This window comes from Pseudomonas sp. Irchel s3a18, assembly GCF_900187535.1.
In the GTDB taxonomy this organism is placed as follows: domain Bacteria; phylum Pseudomonadota; class Gammaproteobacteria; order Pseudomonadales; family Pseudomonadaceae; genus Aquipseudomonas.
The window spans coordinates 402,724-428,312 of record NZ_FYDV01000001.1; the positions used below are offsets into that span (position 1 = coordinate 402,724).

The window sequence follows — 25,589 nt, forward strand, 5'->3', positions numbered from 1 at the left end:
CCCGTGTCAGGCACGCACCTGCACGGGCCTTCGTTGATGTACGCCTGAACGTGACGCGGCGGCTGTCAGGCCGCCATTTCGAATACCTTCGTGCCGACTGGACGCAGATCGCCGTACGGCCTCATCCCAGGCTGTGCCAGACGCGACCGTCGCGTGCCAGCAACTCATCGGCGGCACTCGGGCCATTCTCACCCGCGGCGTAGGTCTGAACCCCGGCCTCCTCCTTCCAGGCGTCGAGGAAGGGCTGCACCGCTCGCCAACCGTTCTCGATATTGTCGGCACGCTGGAACAGGGTCTGGTCGCCGGTCAGGCAGTCGTAGATCAAGGTCTCGTAGCCCGTGGAGGGCTGCATTTCGAAGTAATCCTTGTAGGCAAACCCAAGTTCGATATTGGCCATGTTCAGCGCAGGGCCAGGGCGCTTGGCCAAGAGGTCGAACCACATGCCTTCGTTGGGTTGAATCTGAATCCTGAGGTAAGTCGGTTGCAGCTCATCGACTTCCGTATCGCGAAACTGCGCGTAGGGCGCAGGCTTGAAGCAGATGGCAATTTCAGTGTCACGCACGCTCATGCGTTTGCCGGTGCGCAGGTAGAACGGCACGCCCACCCATCGCCAGTTGTCGATCATGACCTTGAGCGCTACGAAGGTTTCCGTGGTGCTGTCGGCCGCAACATTGGGCTCTTCACGATACCCAGGCAACGGTTTTCCGGCGATCTGGCCGGCGGTGTATTGACCGCGCACCGAATTGGCTCGCGCCTCTTCAATGGGCCACGGACGGATCGCCCCGACCACCTTGGCCTTTTCACCGCGTACCGCATCGGCACCAAAAGCCGCGGGCGGCTCCATGGCGACCATGGCCAGTAACTGGAACAGGTGATTGGGCACCATATCGCGCAACGCGCCCGTGTGTTCGTAGAAACTGCCGCGAGTTTCGACCCCCACGGTTTCAGCCGCGGTGATCTGTACGTGATCGATGTAATGGTTGTTCCAGAACGCTTCGAACAGGCTGTTGGAGAACCGGCTGACCAGGATGTTCTGCACGGTTTCCTTGCCCAGGTAGTGGTCGATCCGGTAGATCTGCTTTTCGGTCATGACCTTGAGCAAACACGCGTTCAAGGCTTCGGCCGTTGGCAGATCGGAGCCAAAGGGCTTTTCCACCACCACCCGGCGGAAGGCCTCCGCGCCCTCCACCAACAGCCCGGCCGAAGCGAGCCGGCGCACCACTTCACTGAAGAAACGCGGCGCGGTCGCGAGGTAGAACACCGCGTTGCCCGTGCCGCTTTCGGCGATTTTCGCTGCCAGCGCCTGGTAAGTGCTGTCATCCAGAAAGTCGCCCTGGACGTAGCTGACGCCCTGAGCCAGTTTGGCCCAGAGCTCAGGGTCCAGGGTGTCGTGATGGCTACCCACCTTGTTGGCCGCTTCGTCGCGAATGAAGTCTTCGAGTTTTTTCGCAAAGTCCGCATCGCTGATGGCGTTATGGTCGACTCCGATGATCCGCATTCCGTCCCCCAGCAACCCGTCACGACGCAGGTTGTACAGCGCCGGCATCAGCAGGCGCTTGACCAGATCGCCATGGGCACCGAACAGAAACAGCGTGGTCGGTGGTGCCGGTTGTGCCTTGGACTTCCTGCGGATCGAGGTCATTTTTTCGGGGTCTCGACATGGCCGCCAAAGCCGAAGCGCATGGCCGACAGGATCTTGTCGCCATAGGCGCCTTGCTGGCGCGAGCGGTAACGGGAAAACAGCGAGCTGGAGAGCACCGGCACCGGCACCGCTTGCTCCATGGCCGCTTCGATGGTCCAGCGACCTTCGCCACTGTCCGCCACGGAACCGGAGTAACCGTCCAGTTTTGGATCGCTGGCCAGGGCATCGGCGGTCAGGTCCAGCAACCAGGACGAGACGACGCTGCCACGGCGCCAGACTTCGGCAATATCGGCCACGTTGAGATCAAAACGCTGGTCCTCCGGCAGGATTTCCGACGCCTTGGTCTTGAGGATGTCGAAGCCTTCGGCAAACGCCTGCATCATGCCGTACTCGATGCCATTGTGGATCATCTTCACAAAGTGCCCGGAACCTGCAGGGCCGGCGTGGATGTAGCCACGTTCAGCGCGATCATCCTCGGCCACCCGATCCTTGGTTCGTGGAATATCGCCCATGCCCGGGGCCAGTGCGGCAAACAACGGGTCCAGTCGCTTAACTTCGTCAGCGTCGCCGCCGATCATCATGCAGTAGCCCCGCTCCAGGCCCCAGACGCCACCGGACGTGCCCACGTCGATGTACTTCAGGCCTTTTTCCGCCAGCGCCTTGGCACGGCGGATATCGTCCTTGTAGAAGGTGTTGCCGCCGTCGATGATCACATCGCCTGCCTCCAGCAACGTGCTCAAGGTATCGATGGTGTCTTCGGTCGGCGCGCCGGCAGGCAGCATGACCCAGACCGCTCGGGGTTTATCCAGTGCTGCGACCAGCTTCGGCAAGTCGGCGACGCCAGTAGCGCCCTCTTGCCCGAGGGTATCAACGAATGCGGTATTGCGGTCATAGACCACAGTGCTGTGCCCGTTGAGCATCAGGCGCCGCGCAATGTTGCCGCCCATGCGGCCCAGTCCAATAATCCCCAATTGCATGTGCTGATGCTCCTTAACTACAAAAAATGGTGTGCCAATGGTTATAGCGCAGTGAGCCTGGTGAAGCTTAGTCCAGTGCGCTTCCACATAGTTTCCGGGCATTTTGCCCTAACTATAGGGATAACGTCCGCAACGTTGGCGAAGACACAGGGACAACAAAAAATAAAAAAGTTCCATTCAGGGCCGAAAGAAATCAAAATCGGTGCCGTTCGTGGCCCGGACCTGATTGCTGAACGGTTCGGCCACTGTTGTGAAACGCCATTTGCGAGGTGAGCAATGGGCTCAGTAATAAACGCACTGCCTCCACAGACCCTTTACGTCACTGTTCGTCGCGACGAACTGCGCCAACTCAAGGCCGAACGCGAGCAGATGCGCAACGAGATCGCCCATCTGCAACAGCGCTTGCAGGCACTGACTGGCAACCAGCCATGCCCCCCTGCAGCGGTCCGCGCACTGGATTGATTGTCTCGCCACAACGCGCCTGCCACCCAAGCAGCAGGCGCAAACACGGACAGTCAGGCTGCTCCTCCCTCGTGAGATTGTCGGTGCCGGGACGTCAAAAAGTACTTTGCGCAAGCACGGTTGTTTTGGACTGAGATACATCCCGAGGGGTGAGCGAGATAAACCTGGGCTATTCCGGGAAAGGCTGGCACAGATCGGGATGGTTCGTGAAATAGAGTTGCAGCCCGCGCAATAAGAGACACCCCGTCCAGCCCTCAGTAAGCGGGGCAAACATACAACCTGACGGCGCGCAATCTCGTCCTTTCGAACAGCCTTGACGATCTTGTAAATCCACTGAAGTGACACGGCGTATTTGCGCGCCGAGGCAGCTGGCACTGATCGCAGATCGCCTGAAACTCCAGCACCCCAGACGTGAGCTTGCCTGTGCTTGTAGAAGCCATGGCCATACCCTTCGGCGTAGACAGCACGATATGAATCGACTGATTGATATCGCGCAGGCCATCGACAACCTCTCCCGGAGTTCCGAGGGCGGGCTACCAGTGCGCGACGGTGATGCGGGTGTAGGGAACGTCGTCATGCGCAACGAGCCGGGCGGCGGCTTTTGATCGAGCTCAAAGAGGATGGGGAAAGTTTATACGCGGCGAAAAAGCCTGTTATCCGGGCGCAAAGCATCGTAATTTACGCGCCATGACTACAAGGACGTTTCGGGGTGTAAGTGGGAGCTTATCGTCTGCTGTTGGTCGTTTTGGTGGCCGTTTCTCATATGGGCAAGACGTTTGCGGGGCTAAACCCCGGCGTGGTTGCCGTGATTTCCTTCCTGATCATCAGCGGTTTCGTGATGACCTCGCTCATCGATCGAAACTACAAGGCGCCGGAGAAAATCGGCCTGTTCTACATGGACAGGGCCTTGAGGCTTTACCCCTAGTTCCTGTTCTACTTCTTCACCTCTTGCGCGGTGATCTATTTCCTCCTGCCTGGCACGCCGCAAGCAGCCGATCTGACGCTCAAGAACATCGCCGCGAGCCTCCCTATCGTGCCCCTTGGTTTCTACATGTTCGGGGCCGCCGGGGCGGAGATCCTGCCGCCGGCTTGGTCGCTGGGGCTTGAGATGTGTTTCTACCTGGTAATTCCTTTTCTGATCATCTTCAAAGCGCAGGGCGTTGCGTTTACCCTGTCTGTCGTCGTTTTCATGGCTGCGTGCCTTGGCTACATAAACACCGACCTGTACGGCTACCGGCTATTGCCGGGCGTCCTGTTCATGTTCCTGTGCGGCAGCTACCTGTACAAACCACAGGCGAAGGGTCTAGCGATCGCTGCCGGTACCGCCATGGCGGCGGCATTGATGTTCGCGGCGATCATGGCCGGTTGGATTGAGCGTCGGCCGTTCAATGCCGAGGTGACCGCCGGCATAGCACTGGGCGTGCCCGCCGTGTACCTACTGACGAAACTCAAGTTTCACCGGGTTGACGAGTTTCTCGGGAACATCAGCTACGGCGTCTTCCTGAATCACTTTGTGGTGATGTGCTTCCTGCGCGCCTTTTGGCCGGTTGCCTACGATGGGCATATCGTTGCAACAGTGCTGACCCTGTCGTTCCTGCTGAGCGGTGTGTCGTACTACTACGTTGAGCGGCCGGCCTTGAAACTTCGTCATGCGCTTCGGGCTGGCGTGAAGTATGGCGTGGGTCAACCGCTGGGCCGCGAAACAACGGCTTAGTGCGAGTGGTGGTTGGCGTTTCCGCCAGCGTCCATGAGGGTTCCGCCCGCGTTGACGTAGTCGCTAACTTCGTCCGTAACCGGGGGCGGCGCCTCGCACAACTAACAAAGTTTTCACATCGGCTTCGCGATACTTCTGAACCAATGGCGCTCGTTTTATGAGCGCTTTTGTGTCGCTGGCGTTCGCAATCCCCCCAGCGGTTGTAGTCATGAATCGGCTGGAGCGCTGAATGGCGATGTTTAAACGCAGCAGTACGCCTGCGAAAGGTTTCGACTGGGCTGGCCTGGGCTGGCTGTTCCTGTTCTTCTGGTATTTTTCCGGCATTACCCAACTGCTCATCCTGTTGACCGGCACCTCGGGGTTCTCGGGCTTCCGCCAGGCCTTCGTAATGAGCACCCTCTGGCTCGCACCGATGCTGCTGTTCCCGGCCCGCACCCGCCTGCTGGCGGCCGTGATCGGTGCGGTGCTCTGGGCCTGCTCGATGGCCAGCCTGGGCTACTTCTTCATTTACCAGCAGGAATTCTCGCAAAGCGTCATCTTCATCATGTTCGAGTCGAACATCTCTGAAGCGGGCGAATACATGACGCAGTATTTTGCCTGGTGGATGGTCCTGGCCTTCCTGGCCCATACCGCGGTTGCCATGTTGCTGTGGACCCGTCTGCGCCCGGTGTATCTGCCTAGGGGCAAAGCCTTGCTGGCGGCCACTGCGATTCTGGTGGCGGTGATCGGTTATCCGCTGGTCAAGCAGACCGCACGCACCGGCAGCCTGGCCGCCGGCTACGAAAAATTCGAAACCCGCATCGAGCCGGCCGTGCCCTGGCAGATGCTGGTTGCCTACCGCCGCTACGGTGAAACACTGGCCAGCATGCAAGGCATGCTCGACAACGCCAGCCAGGTTCCCCCCCTGCATAACCTCAAGGATTCGCTGGCCGACCAGCCGGCGACCCTGGTGCTGGTGATCGGCGAATCCACCAACCGTCAGCGCATGAGCCTGTACGGCTATCCACGTGATACCACGCCGGAACTGGACAAGCTCAAGGATCAACTGGCGGTCTTCGACAACGTCATTACCCCGCGCCCCTACACCATCGAGGCGCTGCAACAGGTGCTGACCTTCGCCGACGAAGAGAACCCCGACCTGTACCTCAAGACGCCGTCGCTGGTCAGCATGATGAAACAGGCAGGCTACAAGACCTACTGGATCACCAACCAGCAGACCATGACCAAGCGCAACACCATGCTCACGACGTTTTCCGAGCAGGCGGATGAACAGGTCTACCTAAACAACAACCGCAACCAGAACGCTCGTCAATACGACGGTGACGTACTGGAGCCCTTTTCCAAGGCCCTGGCCGATGGCGCACCGCGCAAGTTCATCGTGGTGCATCTCTTGGGCACCCACATGAGCTACCAGTACCGCTACCCACCGAGCTATGACACGTTCAAGGATCGCCAGGGTGTTCCAAGCGGTGTGAGCGACGATCAGTTGCCGACCTACAACAGCTACGACAACGCCGTGCGCTACAACGACTTCGTGGTCTCGAGCCTGATCAAGGACTACGCCAAGACTGACCCGAACGGCTTCCTGTTGTACCTCTCCGACCACGGCGAAGACGTTTTCGACTCCCCGGGCCATGGCACGCTGGGGCGCAATGAGTCGAAACCGACCGCGCCGATGTACACCATTCCGTTCATGGCCTGGGCCTCGCCGAAATGGCGCGACACCCATGACTGGAACTTCGCGCAGGACCTGCAACGCCCGTACAGCAGTTCGCACCTGATCCATACCTGGGCAGACCTGGCAGGTTTGAGCTTCGATGAACTGGACCACAGCAAGAGCCTGGTCAGCGCCAGCTTCAAGCCTCGTCCGTTGTTGATCGGCAACCCCTATGAGCGCGAGCAACGGGCTCTGATCGACTTCAGCCTGATGAAACCCAAAGCCGCTGTCGCGCCTGCGGTGGTCAAACAGTAAGCACGCCAGGGGGCTGACTCCAGCCCCCCTTTTCCGCCTGTCGACGCCCAAGCAACATTCTGATACATATGCAGAATGGTAATTATTACTATTTAAGCTAAATCCCCCCGCCCTCCTTCGTCTTTGAGCAAACGGAATTTTCCATCGAAGACAAGGAGTCGGCTGCGATGTTCGCGCCTATCACCCGTTCCATGACCTTGACCCTGGGCCTGTGCAGTCTTGCCCTGTGCTCCACCGCCCACGCCGAGAGCGAACCAGACAAGTCACAAGAACTTGCCGCAAGACCGCTTGAGCTGGACCCCACCAACGTTTCAGCCCAAGGCCTTGGTACCACCACCGAAAACACCGACTCGTACACCACCGGCGCCATGAGCACCGCGACGCGCCTGAATCTTTCCATCAAGGAAACACCGCAGTCCGTATCGGTGGTGACGCGCCAACAGATGGACGACTTCAAACTCAACACCTTGTCCGAAGCCATGGGCCAGACCACCGGCATCGTGGTTCAGCACAATGACTCCGACCGGGTCAGCTATTCCTCGCGCGGCTACTCGATCAACAACTTCCAGATCGATGGCATGCTCAACACCTTTGGCCGCATGAAGTCCGACTCGGACACCATCATCTACGACCGCATCGAAGTCGTGCGCGGCGCCACCGGCCTGACCACCGGTGCCGGCGACCCTTCGGCCACCATCAACATGGTGCGCAAACGCCCGACACAGCAATGGGAAGCCAAGACCGGGGTCAGTGGTGGCAGCTACGACAATTACTACAGTTACGTGGATGTCGGCGGTCCACTGGCGTTCGATGGTCGCCTGCGGGGTCGCAGCGTGCTGGCCTACCGCGACAGCCAGTCCTTTCGCGATCACTACCAACTGCAGCGCGAAGTCGGCTACGGGATCCTCGAAGCCGACCTGACCGATGACACAGTGCTGGCAGTGGGTTACGACTATCAGGACAAACAGGTCCAGGGGACCTCCTGGGGCACGGTGCCGTACTGGAATTCCAATGGCGACAAGGCCAATCTGCCGCGCTCGACCAACATGGCGACGAAATGGAGTTCCTGGCCACTGAAAGACAAAACCGCCTTTGCCAACCTGGACCAGAACCTGGGTAACGGCTGGCACATGAAAGCCGCCTATACCCATCGCGAAAGCGACACCGATGGCAAGGTCTACTACGGTGGTAGCGGGTTCCCCAATGACGATCGCAGCGGCATGACCGCCTACCGCGGTCACATGAAGGGCGAACAGAAAATGGAAGTCTACGACTTCAACTTCGCCGGCCCCTATCAGTTGCTGGGGCGCGAACATGAGTTGATGATCGGTTACGGCGAAGCCGAGCGCAGCGCAAGCAACCCCTACCTGGTGGAAGACCCGACGCCCCCAGACTACAACAACATTGCTGACTGGAAGTACATGGGCAACATCGCCAAGTTCCGGGACACCGACACCGGCATCGAAGGCTCGAACGACAGCACGCGGCAGAAGGCCGGCTACCTGGCCACGCGCCTGAGCCTGACCGACCAGTGGCACGCCGTGCTGGGCAGCCGTTACGGCAGCTGGAAAACCAGCAGCAATTACTATTCATTCGACGACAACTACCAGCGTATTGGCAACGACCACAGCAGCCAGGAACAAAACGACATATTCACCCCTTATGCCGGGTTGCTGTACGACATCACCCCCGAGTACACCGCGTACGTCAGCTACACCGATATCTTCAAGCCCCAGACCGAACGTGACACCAGTCATAAGTACCTGGACCCCATCGTCGGCAAAAACTATGAGCTGGGCCTCAAGGGCAGTTTGCTGGAGGAACGCCTGAACCTCGCCACCGCGGTGTTCTGGAGCAAGCAGGACAACGTGGCCGAACGGGATGATTCGGTACCGCCGGATCCGGTCACCAATGAAGAGTTCTTCACGTCAGGCGGCAAGGGCAACAAAGTCCAGGGGTTCGAAGCCGAGGTGTCCGGCGAAGTGATGCCAGGCTGGAACATGACCGCTGGCTACACCTATACCCACTCGGTGAATGGCGAGGACAAACGCAACAACACCGAACAACCGTTGAACATGCTGCGTCTATCGACAGCCTATCGGTTGTCGGGTGACTGGCAGGCGCTGACGGTCGGTGGTGCGGTGAACTGGCAGAGCGATATCTACGACATGGCGAACCGTCCGGTCGGCCTCGATGCCGACGGTGACATCGTGACGCAGAAAACCCGAATCGAGCAAGGGGCCTACTCCGTGGTGAAGCTCATGTCGCGCTACGAGATCGACAAGCACCTCAGTGCCTCGCTGAACGTCAACAACCTGTTCGACGAGAAGTACTACGACAAAGTCGGCTTCTACAACGGCGTGTTCTGGGGCGACCCGCGCACGGTCACCTTGAGCCTGGACTGGAAACTCTGACCGCCTGTGTAGGAGCGAGCCTGCTCGCGAAGGACGTCAACGATAACGCGCATTTTGCTGCATAAACGCGTCGTTCTTGAGCTCATCGCGAGCGCGCTCGCTCCTACAGTTGCAGTTTCATCTCTTTAACTGAACCGCATTGCGCTTCTACCGGGCGGCGTTGCGCGCTGTTAAAGCGCCTTGATCCAGAACAGCATGCGCCCATGGGCCGGGTCGAACATGCCGGCAGAAAAGCCAAACTTGCCATAGGCCGCTTGCGCCACGTCGTTACCTTCCAGCACTTCCAGGGTGATCTTGCAGCAGCCTCGCTGACGGGCAATGTCCTCGACCTTTTGCAGCATCTTCTGGCTCAGGCCCAGGCCGCGAAACTTGCCGACCACTGCTACGTCATGCACGTTGACCAACGGCCGGCAGGCGAACGTCGAGAATCCCTCAAAGCAGTTCACCAGCCCAGCGGGTTCGCCGTTGACGAACGCCAGGACGCTGAACGCATAAGGACGCTTGGCCAGTTCGGCAGGCAGCTGCTGCAGGACATCGGCAGCCAATGGCGAACCACCGCCCATGGGGTCTGTCGCATAGTGATCCAGCACCAGGCAGATCGCTTCGGCGTGTGTCGGATTACTATAACTGGCCTGGAGTACCAGGATTTCTGCGGATTCCATTTCCATCCTCGATCTGACGATCAATGTGCATCCCTGCGGGTATCGCTTGGGGCCAATGACATTAACGTGCCGTGCGGACCGGAACAACCATGAACTGGCCCCGCGCCACTGTTTTGTGCGCCAGTGGCCGATTCAATTCGAAGCGCCCCAGATCTGCGCCTCGGTCCAGCCCAGTTCGGCAAAATCCTCGGCCCTGAGGTGGGTCTCCCCGGCGCAAAAGAACTCATCCAGTTGCGGCGGTGCAACCGGGGTGCCACTGAGCATTGCATGCACCTGCCCACGATGGTGGATCTGGTGTTCGAACAGATGGGAGAGCATGCGCAGGCGCGTGTCCTGCTGGGGAACTTTTCGGGCGATGGTCACCCGCCGAGTGAGCCCGGCATCCCTGAGCTGCTCGCAATAAGCGATCAGGCGCAGATCAACCTGGTGTTGTTCGCGCATCAGTTCGGCGCTGCTGGCAAAGGGCTCTTCATCCTGGAAAAACACATCGCACTGCGGATGCGGCAGATCGCCACGCATCTCGCGCTCAAGAGCGTCGACGTAGAACCAGTCGCACGTCAGGATGTGATTGAGGGTGGCCTTGATGCTCGGAAAAAAGCTCACCCTCCGGGCCTCGAAATCGCTCTGGCTCAGTTGGGCGCAGGCCTTGCCCAGACGGTGATTGGCCCAGGCGTTCTGGTAGGCCATGGTCAACAAATGATGGGACAGCGGCTGCTTCATGATGTCTCCTCCCGCGTTTCACCGCACCGCGAAACGCTGCAACTGCATTTCCTTCAGGCGACTGAGGGTGCGGCGAAACGCAAACTCCAGGTAGCCCTCGGTATAGAGCGCATCCATCGGCACCTGCGCCTCAAGATACAACGGCACCTTGCGGTCGTAACATTCGTCGACCAGCGCAATGAATCGCCGCACGCTGTCGTCGTGTACCGACAACTGCGGCAGCTCACGGTCACCGGCGTCCACGCGTTCGCTGCCGTCCTCGGTGCCGCGGGCAATGCGGCCGGGGCGCTGCCGAGCGCTGAGGTTGGGGACGTCGCTGATCAGCATGGCGCTGTAGCGATCACACAAGGCCATGAAATCCATCGCCGCGAACGGCTGTTCGCAGACATCGGCATAGCGGCACCAGAGCACGCTGTCAGTGGCCTTGACCACCGCCAGCGAGCGATAACCCAGCATGACCGGTTCGCTGGACATCGGCTGGTCGTGTGCCAATTGCCGGAAGACCTCATCCATGACACTCGGGCATTCGGGGGCCCGGACCCAATAGCGTTGCAGGCCGGCGCCGGGGTGCAATCGATGGTCCTCACCGCCATCCACCGCCACCACCTCCAGATGGTTCTTGATCGCGACGATGGCCGGCAAAAAGCGCTCGCGGTTGAAGCCGTCCGCGTACAGCTGTTCCGGTGGTTGATTGGAGGTGCAGACCATCACCACGCCTTCATCGAACATCACCTGGAACAACCGCCCCAGGATCAGGGCATCGCCGATGTCGCTGACGAACAACTCGTCGAAACACAGCACCCGCACTTCCTCGCTCAATTCGCGGGCCAGCGCCCGCAGCGGGTCGGCAGTACCGGTCAGTTGAAACGAGCGCTGGTGCACCCAGCCCATGAAGTGATGAAAGTGCTGGCGCCGGGCAGGCACGCGCAAGGTCTGGTAGAACTGATCCATCAACCAGGTCTTGCCCCGCCCCACTGGCCCCCAGAGATAGACCCCGCTGATTGGCGTCAGGCCCTGGTGCAGGTCTTCGTGGCTCTGCTGCAACACCCGGACCGCATGCTCTTGTGCCGCATCCGGGACAAAATGGTTTTCAGTGAGCGCGTGCTGGTAGGCACTGAGGGGCGAATCAAAGGTCATAGCGGCCCGTTTCGACAGTCAAAGGCCCCAGTATGGCACGTCCGTGGGTGGAGTCCGGTAATCACTCCCACGCCCGGACGCAGGAGTGATCATCCCGAGGGTTAACGGTCTACCTTGTGCCTGGCCGCGTACAGGCACAGCATCTCCATGGCCAGGGTTGCCGCGGCCAGTGAGGTGATTTCGGCGCTATCGTAGGCCGGAGCGACTTCCACCACATCCATGCCCACCAGGTTGATCCCGCGCAGCCCGCCGAGAATTTCCAGGGCCTGCACCGTGCTCAAGCCGCCGCACACCGGCGTGCCGGTGCCCGGGGCAAAGGCCGGGTCCAGACAGTCAATGTCGAAGGTCAGGTACACCGGGTTGTCACCGACCCGGGCGCGGATCGCTTCGATAATCGCGTCGCACCCGCGCCGATGCACCTGCCGGGCATCCAGCACCTCGAAGCCCTGATGATCGTCATTGGTGGTGCGCAGGCCGATCTGCACGGAGCGGGCGGGATCCACCAGCCCCTCCCTGGCGGCGTGCCAGAACATGGTGCCGTGATCGATACGCTTGCCCTCTTCGTCCGGCCAGGTGTCGCTGTGGGCATCGAAATGAATCAAGGACAACGCGCCATGTCGACGGGCATGGGCCTTGAGCAACGGATAGCTGATGAAATGGTCGCCGCCGAACGTCAGCATCGCGCACCCGGCGCCGAGTATTTTTTCGGCGTGGGCCTCGATGCTGTCCGGCACCGACTCCGGAACACCGGAGTCAAAATTGCAATCGCCATAGTCAATCACGGCCAGGTGGTCGAAAGGGTCGAACGTCCACGGCCAGTGGCGTTCCCAGGCAATCCCGGTGGATGCCGCGCGAATCCCCCGCGGTCCGAAACGTGCACCGGGACGGTTGCTGGTGGCGGTGTCGAACGGCACACCGCTGACCACCACGTCGACACCGCGCAGGTCACGGCTATAACGCCGGCGCATGAAGCTGGTGATACCGGCATAGGTGCTTTCAGCGGCGGTCCCGTACAGGCTGTCGCGGGTCATGGCCTGGTCGTTCAGTTCAGAGATGTCCATCAAGCATTCCTGGTTATTGGCGGCTACGGAAAGTGGTCCACAGGCGGGTGCGCTGGCGCATGTCCTTGAGGCTCATGCTGCGGTCGGCGTACAGGCGGCCGCGCACATCGGCAGGCGGATAAATGTCGGGGTCGTTGCGCACGGCGGCATCAACCAGGGGCGTCGCGGCCTGGTTGGCCGAGGCAAAGAACAGGGTGTTGGTCAGCGCGGCCACGGATTCGGGGCGCAACATGAATTCAATGAACACCTGCGCGGCCTCGGGGTGCGGCGCATCCGCCGGGATCGCCAAGTTGTCCTGCCACACCAGGGTGCCCTCCCTGGGAATGCGATAGGCCACTTCAAAGGGTTTGTTGGCCTTGCGTGCCTGATCGGCGGCCAGGCTGGCATCACCGTTGTACGTCAGCGCCAGGCACGCGCTGCCGTTGGCCAGGTCGTTGATCTGGCGACCGCTGGCGACGTACAGCACCGAAGGCTGCAATTGATGCAACAAGGCTTCGGCGGCCGCCAGATCGTTTTTATTGGTGCTGTACGGATCCTTGCCCAGGTAATGCAACGCGAGGCCGATGACTTCCTGGGGCGAATCGATGATCGCGATGCCGCAGTCCTTCAGCTTGCTGGCGTATTCGGGCTTGAACAGCAGGTCCAGGCTGTTCAGCGGCACGCCCGGCAGACGTTGGGTCACGGCCTCGACATTCATCCCCAGGCCCAGGGTGCCCCAGGTATAGGGCACGCCATAACGGTTACCCGGGTCGACGGCGGCGAGTTTTTCCAGCAGGTCCGGATCAAGGTTCGCGTAGCCTTTGAGCGTGTCCAGGGGGATCGGCTTCAGCGCCCCGGCCGCCAGTCCACGGGCCAGCACACTGGAAGATGGCACCACCACGTCATAGCCGCTGCCGCCGGTGAGCAATTTGGTTTCCAGGACTTCCGGGGTGTCAAAGGTGTCGTACCGCACACGAATCCCGGTTTCCTGCTCGAAGCGTTGCAGGGCTTGCGGCGCGACATAGTCAGCCCAGCTGTAGAGATTGAGCACTTTTTCCTGCGCCTGCGCCGGGAAGGCCAGGGCCAGCACCAATGCGGGGAATACGAACCTGATCGCCGTAGCCATGACAAGCACCTGAGTCATTGAGGTGCCTGCAGCTTGCCGTGGAAGATACATTGCTGGAATATTAAGTTTATTATCCTGACTTTATTCAGGAGTAATGTTTGATGCTCGGTCAACTCCACGATCTGGACCTGCACCTGCTGCGCCTGTTCGCCAGCGTCGTTGAATGCGGCGGTTTCAGTGCCGCCCAAGGTGAACTGGGGTTGAGCCAGTCAAGCATCAGCCAGCAAATGGCCAAGCTGGAAACCCGCCTCGGCTATCGCGTGTGCAGCCGTGGCAAAGGCGGTTTCAAGCTCACGCCCAAGGGCGAGCAGTTGCTACTGGCGACTCGCGGGCTGTTCCAGTCCATCGAGGCGTTCCGGCATCAGTCCAACGGCGTCGCCGGCCGGCTGATCGGCGAAGTGCGCCTGGGGCTGTCCGAGGCCCTGGATCAATCGGTGTTGCAACAGGTGGCCGAGGCCATCAGGCGTTTTCGTGAGCGCGATGAATCGGTGCGCATCGAGCTGATCAGCGCCATGCCCGGTGAGATGGAGCGCTTGCTATTGCAGCAACGCCTGGACCTGGCCATCGGTTACTTTTCCCAAGTGCAAAGCGCCTTCGACTACCGTCCGTTGTTCAGTGAGCCCCAGCACCTGTACTGCGCGACCGGGCACCCGCTGTTCCACGATCCGGCTCCGGATGCCGAGGCCATGGGCAACACCGACCTGGTGGACCACCCTTACCGCTTCCTGCGCAATGACGAACCGCTGCACAGCAAGCGCAGTTCGGCGCGCTCGGAACAGGTCGAAGGCACCCTCGCCTTCATTCTGTCGGGCAAACACATTGGCTACCTGCCCGAGCATGTCGCCCGTTCGTGGGAAAACAGCGGCTTGCTCAAGGCCATCGGCCAGCCGGCGCTGAGCTTTGAGGTGACGTTCCACCTGGCCCGACACCGCGCCCAGGTGCCGGGGGATGCGCAGCGAGCGTTCGAGGAGGATCTGCTGGCGGCGTTCAAACTGCCACGCAGTCACCCCTAACAGGGGTTCATGAGTCACGGTAATCCCGGTATCTCCAATAACTTTCAATGCTTTAGACGTTTGTCGCTTTAGGCGGCAGTGCCTTTCTGGCATCCTGCGCCTCCATTTTCTGACCTGGCCTAATTGGCACCCTCCCCGTGACCTCATCTGACCACTCGAAAACTGCCCCGCGTTCCGACCTGATTTACGGTCTCTACGATCGCCCGCACCTCACCGCAACGGTCTTTGCCGCCTTGCAACATGTGCTGGCGAGCTTCGTCGGGATCATCACCCCCACCCTGATCATGGGCAGCGCCCTGGGCCTGCACAGCGAAATTCCGTACCTGATCAGCATGGCGTTGTTCGTTTCCGGCCTGGGCACCTTCGTCCAGGCGCGACGCTTTGGCCCGATCGGGTCCGGTCTGTTGTGCCTGCAAGGCACCAGTTTTTCGTTCATCAGCGTGATCCTCAGTGCCGGCTTCATGGTCAAGGCCCGGGGCGGCGGCACCGATGAGATCCTCTCGACGATTTTCGGCGTGTGCTTCTTCGCCGCCTTCATCGAAGTGGTGCTCAGCCAGTTTATCGGCAAGCTGCGGATGCTGATTACCCCGGTGGTGACCGGCACCATCATCACCCTGATGGGGCTGTCGTTGATCAAGGTAGCCATGACCGACATCGCCGGCGGCTTCGGCGCGCCGGACCTGGGCGGCGCCCACCACTTGGCCCTGGCGGCGTTGGTACTGGGGGTGATCGTGGTGCTCAACCGGGTCGATGTGCCCTTCCTGAGGCTGGGGGCCATTGTGATCGGGCTGACCCTGGGTTACCTGCTCGCCTGGCTAATGGGCGATGTCGATTTCGCCACCATGACCGACGTCCCGCTGATGAGCGTGCCGGTGCCCTTCAAGTACGGCTTCAACTTTGACTGGGTGGCGTTCATTCCGGTGGCGGTGATCTTCCTGGTTTCACCCCTGGAAGCCGCGGGCGATTTGACGGCCAACTCGATGATTTCCCAGCAACCGGTCAAGGGTCCGATCTACATTCGCCGGATCAAGTCCGGCCTGCTGGCCGACGGTCTCAACTCAGCGATGGCCGCCGTGTTCAACAGCATGCCCATGGTGACCTTCGCCCAGAACAACGGGGTCATCCAGCTCACGGGCGTGGCCAGCCGTTATGTGGCGTTCTTCATTGCCGGCCTGCTGGTGCTGCTGGGGTTGTTCCCGATGATTGGCGCGGTGCTGCAACTGATGCCCAAGCCGGTACTCGGCGGCGCGGAGTTGGTGATGTTCGGCACGGTGGCCGTCGCCGGGATCAAGATCCTCGCCGAGGCCGGGCTGCATCGTCGCAACATGCTGATCGTGGCGATCTCACTGGGTATGGGCCTGGGCGTCGCGGCCGTGCCGGAAGTGCTGCGCGAGCTGCCCAAGGCATTGCACAACATCTTCGAGTCGCCGATCACCGTGGGCGCGTTATGCGCTATCGTGCTGAATATCTTTCTGCCCGAAGAGTTCATCGAGCTGGAAGAAGACGATTTCGACCCGGAAGCTTCGATCCTCCAGGTCATGGAGAATCCGGACGTCACGCCGCACGGGGGCACCCTCAAGCCGGGTGCGGCCTTTCAGGCGAACCGCTGATGCAGCTCAAGGGACGAGCCGCTGGCGGTTCGTCCCTTGTTTTCGAGAGTGCATCGATGCGCAGATTTCTCGTGATTGGCCTTTCCCTGTTGCTGCTCGGCCTGAGCGGCTGCGCCCTGCTCCCCAACCGTGATCCACTGGACATCAACGTGGTCGGCATAGAACCCTTGCCCAGCCAGGGCATGGAACTGCGCTTTGTGCTGAAACTGCGCGTACAGAACCCCAACGAAACCCCTGTCGACTATAACGGCATGGCCCTGAACCTTGAGGTCAATGGCCAGCCGCTGGCCTCGGGTGTGAGTGATCAACGGGGTTCGATCCCGCGTTTTTCCGAGGCGCTCATCAGCGTACCGGTGAGCGTTTCGGCATTCTCGGTGCTGCGTCAGACCCTGGGGCTGGACCCGACACAAACCCTCGACAAGCTGCCCTACGTACTGCGCGGAAAACTGGCCAGCGGCGTGTTCGGCACGATGCGCTTTGTCGACAGCGGCCAGTTGAGCATCGCCGGGCCCAATTCCGGGATCTGGTAGATTCAACGATACAGTCTACCGATCAGAGTGCGAGCGCCTCAGATAAACCGCACACCGGGTTTAGGCCGCTCGTCCACGGTCAACTCGAACACGTCCGGGCGCGCATAGTGCCCGACCACGTCGTAGTCGTAGCGGGCACGCACCAGTTCATCGGTGTCGATCTGTGCCGTCAGCAACCCTGCACCGCCTCGCAGTGGCCCGGCCAGTACATCGCCCATGGGGCCGACGATCACACTGCCACCGGCAATCAGCGGGCGATCGGCCGGCCAGTCGGCAATCTCCACACCCAGGTCGGCCGGTGATGGCTGCACCTGGCAGGCACTGACCACAAAGCAGCGGCCTTCATGGGCGATATGGCGCATGCTGACGTGCCACATCTCGCGCTCATCGACGGTGGGCGCGCACCAGACCTCGACGCCCTTGGCATACATCGCCGTGCGCAGCAGCGGCATCATGTTTTCCCAGCACACCACCGCGCCCACTCGTCCGACCTGGCTGTCGATCACCGGCAACGTCGAGCCATCGCCCTGCCCCCAGATCAGCCGTTCGGTACCGGTGGGCATCAGTTTGCGGTGCTTGGCCACCAACCCCGCCTGCGGCTCGAAATACAACGCCGTGCAATACAAGGTACTGCCCGAGCGTTCGATCACCCCCAGCACCAGGCTGGCACCGGTGCGCGTGCTGAAACCCGCCAGGGCCTCGGTTTCGACCCCTGGCACATCAATGGCGTTGGCAAAGTAACGGGCATAGGCCTCGCGCCCCTCCGGCAGCCGATAGCCCAGCCGGGTGCCGAAGCCTTCCCCCTTGGGATAGCCGCCGAGCAACGCTTCGGGCATGACCACCAAGCCGGCGCCGGATTCGATGATCGCCCGCTCATACGACAGGATCTGTTCCAGGGTCTCGCCCTTGCCCCCTGGCAACGAACCGATTTGCAGTGCAGCGACGATGGACTTTGGCATCACGGTAACTCCCGGGCATTGAGGTATTGCTCATTCTCCGGCCACCGTCGATCATCAATAAAGCCCAATCCAGTGCTGAATGATATGAGCCATATGAATATCGGTAACCTTGACCTCAACCTGCTCAAAGTCTTCGAAGCCCTGCACGACGAGTCCAGCGCCAGCCGTGCCGCACTGCGCCTGGGCGTCACCCAGTCGGCGGTGAGCGCCGCCTTGCGCCGGTTGCGCGAGGTCTACGCCGATCAGTTGTTCGTGCGGACCGGGCGCGGTCTGGCGCCGACGCTACGGGCCAACCAGTTGAAGCCGGTGGTCAGTGAGGCGCTGAACAAATGCCGGCAGAGCCTGGCCATGGTCGATCCGACTGCCCATCAGTACGAGGGTCGATCGGTGATCGTCGGGATGTCGGATGACTTCGAGATTGCCTATGGTCGACGGCTGATCGAGGAGATCGCCGAGCGAGCGCCCAAACTGCGGCTGATTTTCCGTCAGACCCACAGCCAGATCGTCGGCCAGGCCCTGATGGAGCGCAGCCTTGACCTGGCGATCACGGCCGGCGGCCTGAGCGAACGCTTGCTCAGCCGCCAGGTACTGGGGGAAGGCCGCTACCAGTGTCTGGTGGACCCCGCCAGCCTCGCGACCGGGCAGCAGCTCAGCCTCGACGAGTTTGTCGCGCGCGAACACATTCTGGTGTCATCAGGGGGCTTTATCGGCATCACCGACGAGGGTTTGGCGGGCCTGGGGTTGAGCCGGCGGGTGTGCGCATCGACCACCCATTTCGCGGCGCTGCCGTTCCTGCTCAAGGGCAGCCAGGCAGTGGCGACCATCCCGGCCCATGCCGCTCACAGCATCGCCTCGCTCAGCGGCCTGGCACTGCTGCCCTGCCCGCTGGATCTGCCGCGCTACCCGATTGAACTGGGTTGGCGCACCAACAACCAACTCGATCCGTTGCTGCTGAAAGTGCGCGAAGCGATAGTCGCCAGTTTTACCGACCACAACGCCTGATGACCGTCGCCAGCAAACCGGCCATTACTTGGCGGCCATCAACCGATTGACTTCGCTGCGCACCATGTTGGCGTATTCCGGCGGGGACATGGCGTCCAGTTCGGAGCGGACCCACTCGGCCCATTTGCCTTTGCGCTTGGAGCGCTCGCCGAACAAGCGGGCGGCCTCGCCCTTGGACTTGCCCAGGTTGGATTGCCAGAGGTCGAACAGACGGGATTTTTCATCTTCAAGCGCCGCGCGCTCGGCAAGGGGTTTGTCGGCCAGATTGAAGCTCATGGGAATTACCTGCGGCATAAAATAGGCGACATCTTACACTGTAGGCGGATTTCTCCAGAGATGGATTTCCCGGAGCATGGTGGGAACGGCTGCAACTTTTGCCTGACGCCTACACTCCATTGCTCACAGCCCCCCTTTACCTGCAGGAGTTACCCAATGGCTCGCACAAACGCCACGCAAGACGATCAAATCAAGGATCAGACCTTCAGTGAGCTGCAAGCGCTGATCGAGGAATCGGAGAAACTGCTCAAAAGCAGTGCATCACTGGTGGGCGAGGAAGCCGACAACCTGCGCGGGCAAATCGCACTCAAACTGCAACAGACCAGGGATGCCATGTCCAACGCGCGAGCGCGTACCCAGCCGGTGGTCGATGCGACCGAAACCTACATTGGCGGTCACCCTTGGCAAACCGTGGCCATCGCCGCCGGTTTCGGCCTGGTGGTCGGACTGCTGTTGGGACGTCGCTAACCCCCCTGAACAGCCGACTTAAAGTGAGCGCTGTCTGAGGTGGGAGCATCTGTCTTGATCACATGTCAGCTCTCGTCAAGCATGGGGCTTGCGAACACCTACCCTGTGGCGAGCGAGCTTGCTCGCCACGGGGCAGCTTCACTGCCCCGCCAGCTCCCGCAATTGCGCCAGCGTCTGCGCATCCAGCACGATGCCTTCAGCAGTAGCCCTGGCGCGCTCGCGATGGCGACGGTCCCCCGGCAAACGCCGCAGCCCGACCCCGTGCATCTGCCGCACCAGTTCCTCGCTACGCTCGGCGAACCCCTGCCCGGCAGCCTTGCTCGGGTCGATGACAATCAATAACTGGCCAGTCCACGGGGTTTTCGCCCCGGGATGGTTGGACCAGTCGAACTCGAACGAGAAGTTGCCACCGGTCAACGCGGCAGCCAGCAACTCAACCATCATCGACAGGGCCGAGCCTTTGTGCCCGCCAAAAGGCAGCAATGCGCCTCCCTCCAGGATCGCCTTGGGGTCAGTGGTTGGCTGACCGAGGCTGTCCACCCCCATGCCAGGTGGCAGGCGTTCGCCTTTGCGCGCAGCGATCTGCACATCACCGTGGGCAATGGCGCTGGTGGCCAGGTCGAACACAATGGGGTCGGCATTGGCCCTGGGCGCAGCGAAGGCGATCGGGTTGGTACCAAACAAGGGGCGATCCGCGCCGTGGGGCACGACACAGGTCATGCTGTTGACCACGCTCAGCGCGACCAGTCCCTCATAGGCGAATGGCTCGACATCCGGCCAGAGCGCTGCAAAGTGATGGGAGTTGCGAATCGCCATGACCGCGATCCCGGCACTGCGGGCTTTCTCCACCAGTAATGCGCGGCCGGCGGCCAGCGCCGGTTGGGCAAAACCGTTGCCGGCATCGACCCGGACAAAACCCGAGGCCACGTCTTCTACCACCGGCACCGCCTGGCCATTGACCCAACCGCTGTTGAGCGTCGACACATACCCGGGAATCCGGAATACCCCATGGCTGTGGGCGCCATCGCGCTCGGCACCGGCGCAGTTGGCGGCCAGCACCGAGGCGACCTCGGGGCGGGTGCCATGTCGGCGAAAGATCGAATCCAGAAGCTCAACCAACGCTTCATACGACAAGTGAGGCGAGGCTGCATTGACAGCATGATCGTGTGGCACAGACATCTGAAGCTCCAGAATTTTTATTGGAGGGGGCAACAGCGTTCGCGGGACCTTACCCGCGGATTAAACACCGTTTTGCGCGGCCACTGTCAACTTCCTTTGCGCCACTGCACCGCCAACAGGGCCCGGTCCCCGACTCGGTGATCCAGCCCTCGGCAAACCATCCCGGACGATCCCGCGAACACCACAAACGCCCGGTTTCATTGACCTTTTCTTCACTCCGACTCAGGATACTGCCCAGCCATGTCCTGACGTGGGGCTGGAGACGACAGAAAAACCCTTTCATTGATGTGCAATCGCCATGATCGCTGTTCTCGCCAGCTCACTGCGAAGGTTAGAATGTAAGAAATCAGGAAGCCTCAATGAGCGAAAAGCCCCTCTCGCAAGCAGAATTCGACGCCGTCACCGACGCCGCCGCGCATTGGTGCATGCGCCTGCACTCCAATGACTGCACCAGCGCCGAGCGTCAGGCGTTCGAGCAATGGCGTGCTGCCCACCCGCTGCATGCGTTCGAGTATGAAGCGATGCTGGAGATCTGGGAGGTGTCCGAGCACTTGCCGCGCGCGGAACACGTGCCGCACACCGCGCACCGGGCACCGCGCTCGGGTTGGCGGCCGCTGGCCGTAGCCGCTGCCGTCAGTCTGCTGGCCTTGCCGCTGGCCGCCTTCAGTGGCTGGCAAATGGGCTGGCTGCCCAATGCCTACGAGCATTTCGAAGCGCAGAACGCCTTGCGTACCGTGACCCTGAGTGACGGCAGCGAGGTGGAGTTGAACCTGGGCACCGAGCTGACCTACAGCAACTACAAGGATCAACGCCGAGTGACGCTGAAAAAGGGCGAAGCCTTTTTTCGCGTGACCCATGACACGCTGCACCCCTTTGTGGTCAAGGCCGCCGACGGGCAGGTTCGGGTGACCGGCACTCAGTTCAATGTCTGGAAATATCAGGATCAGGTTCGCGTGACGCTGGTGGAAGGCTCGGTACTGGTCACCAGCAATGACGCTCTTGGCGGTGACGGCCTGCATCTCGATCCGGGCATGCAGGCTCGCTACAAGGGCGGCGACTATCAACCGCAGATTAGCCAGACCTACGCCAATGACAACTCCCTGGCATGGCGCAACGGCAAGCTGGTCATCAACAACCTCGCCCTGAACGAGGCACTGCCCCTGATCAACCGCTACCTGAGTACTCCAGTGATGGTGGCGGACCACGCCACGGGCCTGATCCGCATCGGCGGGGTCTACAACATCAGCGAGCTGAAAACCCTCGTCCCGTCGCTGCCCAAAGTGCTCCCGGTTTACCTGACCCGCAACGAAGACGGCAACCCGGTGCTCAACTCCCTGCCTGCCCAACCTGCCAGACACTGAAAAGGCCGCACCCTTTCGGACCGCGGCCTGCTCCATTTCAGTTGGCCAGCCCCCTAGTGCGCCGCCACACTCCCAGCCCCCTCGACCGCCTCACGAATGGATTGCAGCCGGTAATGAGGATCGGCCTTGATCTGTTGCTCGGTGAACGGCAAGACACTCCATTGTTTCTTTGAAAACGCCAGGGTCTGGTCGCGAGCGTGCTCCGAGCCAGGGTCACTGGAAATCGAGAAGGCCAGCAATCCCTGGGCCTGGGGCCCCTGTTCGTCAAACGTCACTACCTGCAGGTAACTGGTGCCGCTGACCACCTCACGTTTGCCCGCCTCGCCCGGCACACTTTGCATGGCGTTGTAGACACCCAGTTCGGCCGGCCCGCCATGAATGGCAATGGCTTGCCCGCCACGACGGGTCACCTGGACATCTCCCCAGCGCTGGCGATCCGTCAGCCCCGCGCGTTGCATCTGCTCGATCGACGCCAGCATGGCCTGCCGTACCGCCCGCGCCACCTCGGGTCGCTCGATGTTCAGCCCGCGAGGGGTATGCAGCGGGTCTTTCGGGTCGAACGCCACACGCCAGACATCCGGGGCCTGCAGCAACACGTCCATGACATTCTGAAAGTGGACCAAACCCGCGCCGCTGCGCAGGTTGGCAGCCCGATCCCAGGCCTTGAGACTGGCGCACAGAGGGGCCAGGGTCACACTGTCAGCCCCCAGGCCAGCAGCGCACACCTGCAACAAGTCCGGCATGACCTGGCCGGCCAGGTAAACCTGGTTGTCCATGACCATGTGTTGCAGGTCCTCGACCTTCACCGGGCCGGCCTTGGCCAACTGCCCCAGATACTCCAGGGCAAAGCGGGTGCGCGGCCCCAGGGCTTGTCCGGACTGACTGATCAAAGGCGAGTAACCGGTCAGTGGCTGAGCCGGGTTAGCCATCCACGCCGAGTCATTGGAGTGCTGCACAAAGTCAGTGCGCAACAGCTGCGGTAGTTGGTCCGCGGCAAAAATTCCAGGTTGCGCGGCGTTTTTATCGACGTCCCAGGCGCAGGCACTGCGCGAACCATCCAGCACGATCATGGCCAGGCCCGCGCGGGGGTCGCTGCATTTTTCCAGCTTGTCGACGCCGACGTTGGGCACCACAGACAGGTTCATGTACAACGCCTGCCCCTGATCGTCCACCGCCAGGGTATTGACCCACGGCACCCCTTGAATCCTGTGCATGGACGTTTGCAGGTCCTTGAGGTTGCGGGCCTGGTTCATGGCATACCACTGCTCGAGCACGCGGTCGTTGTCGAGGTTGGCGTCGCGCAGGCTGTAGGCATACTGCTGATCCCAATCCAGCATGCCGGGCCATTGCACGACGGGGCCAAACACCGAGCTGTAGAGCACATGGGAGACTGACGCGAGCTGCCCATCGGCCTGCCTGGCCTTGACCGTAACCGTTTGCTGGCTCAATGGCAGGGATTTACCGTCGAGCAGATAACGAGTGGAGTCCTTCGGGTCGAGTTGCAGACGGTACAGCGTGAAATGCCTGGACGTGTCGACGGTGTGGGTCCATGCCAGGTGCTGGTTGAAGCCTATGTTGATCATCGGCAGTCCCGGCAACGCCGCGCCCATCACGTCCAGCTTGCCAGGGATGGTCAGGTGCATCTGGTAGAAACGCATGCCGCCGATCCACGGAAAATGCGGATTGGCCAGCAACATGCCGCGCCCATTGAAGGAGCGGTCCCGGCCAATGGCCACGGCGTTACTGCCGCGGTCCAACGCAAAGCGTTGCAGGCGCGTGGCGGCGACCTCGAAGGCCGCTCGGGCGCCCTGCTCCCGGGCGACAGCCTTGGGCGGCGCGGCACCGACCAGCGCTTCGGCAAACTGGCCGACGCCGCCTTCGACCAGCAGGCGTCGAGTCAGCTTGACCAGATCCAGTGCGGTAATCGGCCGGACCCAGTCCCCCTGGCACTGTTCGGGCAGACCTTGTGCGCTGCGCTCACGCAAATAGCGGTTGTACCCAGCCACATAGCCTTCAATCAGTTGCCGCACGGCCGGGGGTTGCGCCTGCCAGAAGCCAAACACCGCCTGGGGGCTGTTCAACCAACTGAAAAACACATCGCTGACGCCATTTTCCCGTTGTTCAAGGGTGAACTGCTGCGCGCCGAAATAACGTGAGCGCTCGCCGTTGACCGTCACCACTTCGTTGGCCAGCAGGCACAGATTGTCTTGAGCGTAGGCATAGCCAATCCCGTACCCCAGGCCACGCTCGTTCTCGGCCCGAATGTGTGGAACGCCAAAGCTGGTACGGCGAATATCGGCGCCGGTCTCGACCGTCTGAGTGAGTGCCTGAGCCGATACGCTGAGCCCCAGTAACCAACCTGCTAGGCACAACCTGGGCAACTGCCTGGAAATAATCACGCTGACTCCTGATGGCGAAGAACACAGTAGCCAGGACAGGCGAGCCGAAAGATGACGCTGCGGGGAACCAGCCCTGCCCTGGGAAGGACCACACAGGCGAAGAAGCGTAATGTGGCTTGCCATAGGAACGAATCAGCGGACAATAATTTAAAGCGCATCAGCCCGAAATGACGGCACTTGACCGGTGACTGAGGTGTTTTCGACAAAATTTCTACATTCAGGCCTTCATGATTTGTGCCGCTCGTTCGTCTTAATGACTAAAGGACGTTCAACACAATTTCCTGGACAGGTTCTGAAAAGGAGTTTTTTGCATGTACAACTCGCAATTACCAACGGATGGTAAAACCGCGCCAAAGGGTGTTTCTCTCAGACAGGATACCGGCGTATTCGCCAAAAGCACCGAACGCCAGAATAACGATTGCATCAGGCTGCTGCTTAAAAGCTACGGCCTGCGCACAAGCCTCATCCGCCTGAAAGTGATCGACGCGCTGCTGACTGCCGCCCAGGCAGGTCAGCCCGTGGGGGTGCGCGGGGTGCACAGCCACCTGCTGGAACTGGATATTCCCTTGTCCTTTTTAAGCGTGCGTGAAGTACTCAAGCGCCTGTGCAGTGAAGGCCTGATCGTCCTGAACCCCGACAAAAGCTACAGCCTGCATCCACAGGCTGAGGCCTTGCTGGAATCGCTCAGGGCTTGACCTTGCGGCGCATCACCCCGTTGATCACCACCACCAGCACCGCCACGGCGATGGCGACGTACTGGAACAGGGTTTCGCTGATGATCCCGGCATTCTGCAGATAAGACAGGCCAAGCATAATCCCCAGTACGGCCAGGGTGATCAGAAACGAGTATTTCAAACGTTGCGACTGGGTCATTGCGGGAGTCCTGAATCTGAAAATAGGTGTCCGGTGTGAATCCTGCTGCCCGC

The 25,589-nt window shown here is 60.9% G+C and carries 23 protein-coding genes and 2 pseudogenes; 12 read left to right on the top strand and 13 right to left on the bottom strand.

The window, feature by feature from the left end; genetic code table 11:
* Positions 1-121 precede the first annotated feature (121 nt).
* Positions 122-1,642 (bottom strand): glucose-6-phosphate dehydrogenase, encoded by a 1,521-nt coding sequence (zwf, locus tag CKW29_RS01610; protein WP_095144334.1) that lies wholly within the window; start codon positions 1,640-1,642, stop codon positions 122-124.
* A complete protein-coding gene (gene gnd / locus CKW29_RS01615) occupies positions 1,639-2,721 on the bottom strand; it encodes a phosphogluconate dehydrogenase (NAD(+)-dependent, decarboxylating) (protein WP_256577031.1) in 1,083 nt (360 codons plus the stop codon). The genes zwf and gnd overlap by 4 nt, the downstream gene beginning before the upstream one ends.
* A 174-nt stretch (positions 2,722-2,895) precedes the next feature.
* Between gnd and CKW29_RS01620 the strand changes: the two genes are divergently transcribed.
* Complete coding sequence (locus CKW29_RS01620) at positions 2,896-3,081, top strand: DUF6026 family protein (RefSeq protein WP_095144336.1); 186 nt, start codon at positions 2,896-2,898, stop codon at positions 3,079-3,081.
* A 318-nt stretch (positions 3,082-3,399) separates the two neighbouring features.
* Here CKW29_RS01620 and CKW29_RS26235 read toward each other — a convergent pair.
* A pseudogene (locus tag CKW29_RS26235) lies at positions 3,400-3,456 on the bottom strand (hypothetical protein); the annotation flags it as partial.
* Positions 3,457-3,551: 95 nt separating this feature from the next.
* Between CKW29_RS26235 and CKW29_RS25945 the strand changes: the two are divergent.
* From CKW29_RS25945 to CKW29_RS01645, 4 genes and pseudogenes are all read left to right on the top strand, one after another.
* The gene (locus CKW29_RS25945) at positions 3,552-3,686 is read left to right on the top strand and encodes a hypothetical protein (RefSeq protein ID WP_256584815.1); all 135 of its coding nucleotides are present in this window, start codon (positions 3,552-3,554) and stop codon (positions 3,684-3,686) included.
* A gap of 110 nt (positions 3,687-3,796) precedes the next feature.
* Positions 3,797-4,795 (top strand): annotated as a pseudogene (locus CKW29_RS01635) (acyltransferase family protein).
* Positions 4,796-5,024: 229 nt separating this feature from the next.
* Positions 5,025-6,767, top strand: coding sequence for a phosphoethanolamine transferase CptA (locus CKW29_RS01640; protein ID WP_095147796.1), 1,743 nt, complete (start codon positions 5,025-5,027; stop codon positions 6,765-6,767).
* A gap of 167 nt (positions 6,768-6,934) precedes the next feature.
* Entirely contained in the window at positions 6,935-9,181 is a 2,247-nt protein-coding gene (locus tag CKW29_RS01645) for a TonB-dependent siderophore receptor (protein WP_095144338.1), read from the top strand.
* 170 nt (positions 9,182-9,351) lie between these two features.
* Here the strand turns inward: CKW29_RS01645 and CKW29_RS01650 are convergent, their stop codons facing one another.
* From CKW29_RS01650 to CKW29_RS01670, 5 genes are all read right to left on the bottom strand, one after another.
* Positions 9,352-9,843: a GNAT family N-acetyltransferase gene (locus CKW29_RS01650; RefSeq protein WP_095144339.1), complete on the bottom strand. Its 492-nt coding sequence runs from the start codon at positions 9,841-9,843 to the stop codon at positions 9,352-9,354.
* A 132-nt stretch (positions 9,844-9,975) separates the two neighbouring features.
* Positions 9,976-10,563, bottom strand: a complete 588-nt coding sequence (locus tag CKW29_RS01655; protein WP_095144340.1) for a DinB family protein — start codon at positions 10,561-10,563, stop codon at positions 9,976-9,978.
* An 18-nt stretch (positions 10,564-10,581) separates the two neighbouring features.
* Entirely contained in the window at positions 10,582-11,700 is a 1,119-nt protein-coding gene (gene zapE, locus CKW29_RS01660) for a cell division protein ZapE (RefSeq protein ID WP_095144341.1), read from the bottom strand.
* A gap of 101 nt (positions 11,701-11,801) precedes the next feature.
* Positions 11,802-12,761 carry an agmatinase gene (gene speB / locus CKW29_RS01665; RefSeq protein WP_095144342.1) on the bottom strand — a complete coding sequence of 320 codons (960 nt, stop codon included), beginning with the start codon at positions 12,759-12,761 and terminating at the stop codon, positions 11,802-11,804.
* 13 nt (positions 12,762-12,774) lie between these two features.
* The gene (locus tag CKW29_RS01670) at positions 12,775-13,866 is read right to left on the bottom strand and encodes a polyamine ABC transporter substrate-binding protein (protein ID WP_095147922.1); all 1,092 of its coding nucleotides are present in this window, start codon (positions 13,864-13,866) and stop codon (positions 12,775-12,777) included.
* A 101-nt stretch (positions 13,867-13,967) separates the two neighbouring features.
* Between CKW29_RS01670 and CKW29_RS01675 the strand changes: the two genes are divergently transcribed.
* The 3 genes from CKW29_RS01675 to CKW29_RS01685 all read left to right on the top strand — a co-directional run bounded on the left by CKW29_RS01675 (position 13,968) and on the right by CKW29_RS01685 (position 17,019).
* A complete protein-coding gene (locus CKW29_RS01675) occupies positions 13,968-14,879 on the top strand; it encodes a LysR family transcriptional regulator (RefSeq protein ID WP_095147797.1) in 912 nt (303 codons plus the stop codon).
* A 137-nt stretch (positions 14,880-15,016) separates the two neighbouring features.
* Entirely contained in the window at positions 15,017-16,489 is a 1,473-nt protein-coding gene (locus tag CKW29_RS01680) for a nucleobase:cation symporter-2 family protein (RefSeq protein WP_095147798.1), read from the top strand.
* A 56-nt stretch (positions 16,490-16,545) separates the two neighbouring features.
* Positions 16,546-17,019, top strand: a complete 474-nt coding sequence (locus tag CKW29_RS01685) for an LEA type 2 family protein (RefSeq protein WP_095147923.1) — start codon at positions 16,546-16,548, stop codon at positions 17,017-17,019.
* A 38-nt stretch (positions 17,020-17,057) separates the two neighbouring features.
* Here CKW29_RS01685 and CKW29_RS01690 read toward each other — a convergent pair whose 3' ends face one another.
* Positions 17,058-17,978 carry a carbon-nitrogen hydrolase family protein gene (locus CKW29_RS01690; RefSeq protein ID WP_095147799.1) on the bottom strand — a complete coding sequence of 307 codons (921 nt, stop codon included), beginning with the start codon at positions 17,976-17,978 and terminating at the stop codon, positions 17,058-17,060.
* 84 nt (positions 17,979-18,062) lie between these two features.
* Between CKW29_RS01690 and CKW29_RS01695 the strand changes: the two genes are divergently transcribed.
* Positions 18,063-18,980, top strand: a complete 918-nt coding sequence (locus tag CKW29_RS01695; RefSeq protein ID WP_095147800.1) for a LysR family transcriptional regulator — start codon at positions 18,063-18,065, stop codon at positions 18,978-18,980.
* 24 nt (positions 18,981-19,004) lie between these two features.
* On the opposite strand, the gene CKW29_RS01700 is transcribed toward CKW29_RS01695, so the two are convergent.
* Positions 19,005-19,256 carry a hypothetical protein gene (locus CKW29_RS01700; protein WP_019690567.1) on the bottom strand — a complete coding sequence of 84 codons (252 nt, stop codon included), beginning with the start codon at positions 19,254-19,256 and terminating at the stop codon, positions 19,005-19,007.
* 156 nt (positions 19,257-19,412) lie between these two features.
* On the opposite strand from CKW29_RS01700, the gene CKW29_RS01705 reads away from it, so the two are divergent.
* Positions 19,413-19,724 carry a YqjD family protein gene (locus CKW29_RS01705; RefSeq protein ID WP_095144348.1) on the top strand — a complete coding sequence of 104 codons (312 nt, stop codon included), beginning with the start codon at positions 19,413-19,415 and terminating at the stop codon, positions 19,722-19,724.
* A 138-nt stretch (positions 19,725-19,862) separates the two neighbouring features.
* Here the strand turns inward: CKW29_RS01705 and CKW29_RS01710 are convergent, their stop codons facing one another.
* On the bottom strand, positions 19,863-20,903 hold the full coding sequence (locus CKW29_RS01710; RefSeq protein WP_095144349.1) for an Ldh family oxidoreductase: 1,041 nt from the start codon (positions 20,901-20,903) through the stop codon (positions 19,863-19,865).
* A 359-nt stretch (positions 20,904-21,262) separates the two neighbouring features.
* Between CKW29_RS01710 and CKW29_RS01715 the strand changes: the two genes are divergently transcribed.
* Positions 21,263-22,264, top strand: coding sequence for a FecR family protein (locus CKW29_RS01715; RefSeq protein ID WP_095144350.1), 1,002 nt, complete (start codon positions 21,263-21,265; stop codon positions 22,262-22,264).
* A gap of 53 nt (positions 22,265-22,317) precedes the next feature.
* Here the strand turns inward: CKW29_RS01715 and CKW29_RS01720 are convergent, their stop codons facing one another.
* Positions 22,318-24,663 carry an acylase gene (locus CKW29_RS01720; RefSeq protein WP_095147801.1) on the bottom strand — a complete coding sequence of 782 codons (2,346 nt, stop codon included), beginning with the start codon at positions 24,661-24,663 and terminating at the stop codon, positions 22,318-22,320.
* A gap of 311 nt (positions 24,664-24,974) precedes the next feature.
* On the opposite strand from CKW29_RS01720, the gene CKW29_RS01725 reads away from it, so the two are divergent.
* Complete coding sequence (locus CKW29_RS01725) at positions 24,975-25,358, top strand: fe2+ zn2+ uptake regulation protein (RefSeq protein ID WP_095144352.1); 384 nt, start codon at positions 24,975-24,977, stop codon at positions 25,356-25,358.
* Here the strand turns inward: CKW29_RS01725 and CKW29_RS01730 are convergent.
* Entirely contained in the window at positions 25,348-25,536 is a 189-nt protein-coding gene (locus CKW29_RS01730) for a hypothetical protein (protein WP_095144353.1), read from the bottom strand. The genes CKW29_RS01725 and CKW29_RS01730 overlap by 11 nt on opposite strands.
* Positions 25,537-25,589 lie beyond the last annotated feature (53 nt).

Coding starts and splice junctions, on each gene's coding strand:
- CKW29_RS01725 (WP_095144352.1), top strand. CDS start 24,975: ATGTACAACTCGCAATTACCAACGGATGGTAAAACCGCGCCAAAGGGT.
- CKW29_RS01690 (WP_095147799.1), bottom strand. CDS start 17,978: ATGCCAAAGTCCATCGTCGCTGCACTGCAAATCGGTTCGTTGCCAGGG.
- CKW29_RS01640 (WP_095147796.1), top strand. CDS start 5,025: ATGGCGATGTTTAAACGCAGCAGTACGCCTGCGAAAGGTTTCGACTGG.
- zwf (WP_095144334.1), bottom strand. CDS start 1,642: ATGACCTCGATCCGCAGGAAGTCCAAGGCACAACCGGCACCACCGACC.
- CKW29_RS01705 (WP_095144348.1), top strand. CDS start 19,413: ATGGCTCGCACAAACGCCACGCAAGACGATCAAATCAAGGATCAGACC.
- CKW29_RS01655 (WP_095144340.1), bottom strand. CDS start 10,563: ATGAAGCAGCCGCTGTCCCATCATTTGTTGACCATGGCCTACCAGAAC.
- CKW29_RS01715 (WP_095144350.1), top strand. CDS start 21,263: ATGAGCGAAAAGCCCCTCTCGCAAGCAGAATTCGACGCCGTCACCGAC.
- zapE (WP_095144341.1), bottom strand. CDS start 11,700: ATGACCTTTGATTCGCCCCTCAGTGCCTACCAGCACGCGCTCACTGAA.
- CKW29_RS01685 (WP_095147923.1), top strand. CDS start 16,546: ATGCGCAGATTTCTCGTGATTGGCCTTTCCCTGTTGCTGCTCGGCCTG.
- CKW29_RS01620 (WP_095144336.1), top strand. CDS start 2,896: ATGGGCTCAGTAATAAACGCACTGCCTCCACAGACCCTTTACGTCACT.
- CKW29_RS01670 (WP_095147922.1), bottom strand. CDS start 13,866: ATGGCTACGGCGATCAGGTTCGTATTCCCCGCATTGGTGCTGGCCCTG.
- CKW29_RS25945 (WP_256584815.1), top strand. CDS start 3,552: ATGAATCGACTGATTGATATCGCGCAGGCCATCGACAACCTCTCCCGG.
- gnd (WP_256577031.1), bottom strand. CDS start 2,721: ATGCCCGGAAACTATGTGGAAGCGCACTGGACTAAGCTTCACCAGGCT.
- CKW29_RS01730 (WP_095144353.1), bottom strand. CDS start 25,536: ATGACCCAGTCGCAACGTTTGAAATACTCGTTTCTGATCACCCTGGCC.
- CKW29_RS01700 (WP_019690567.1), bottom strand. CDS start 19,256: ATGAGCTTCAATCTGGCCGACAAACCCCTTGCCGAGCGCGCGGCGCTT.
- CKW29_RS01650 (WP_095144339.1), bottom strand. CDS start 9,843: ATGGAATCCGCAGAAATCCTGGTACTCCAGGCCAGTTATAGTAATCCG.
- CKW29_RS01695 (WP_095147800.1), top strand. CDS start 18,063: ATGAGCCATATGAATATCGGTAACCTTGACCTCAACCTGCTCAAAGTC.
- CKW29_RS01675 (WP_095147797.1), top strand. CDS start 13,968: ATGCTCGGTCAACTCCACGATCTGGACCTGCACCTGCTGCGCCTGTTC.
- speB (WP_095144342.1), bottom strand. CDS start 12,761: ATGGACATCTCTGAACTGAACGACCAGGCCATGACCCGCGACAGCCTG.
- CKW29_RS01645 (WP_095144338.1), top strand. CDS start 6,935: ATGTTCGCGCCTATCACCCGTTCCATGACCTTGACCCTGGGCCTGTGC.
- CKW29_RS01710 (WP_095144349.1), bottom strand. CDS start 20,903: ATGTCTGTGCCACACGATCATGCTGTCAATGCAGCCTCGCCTCACTTG.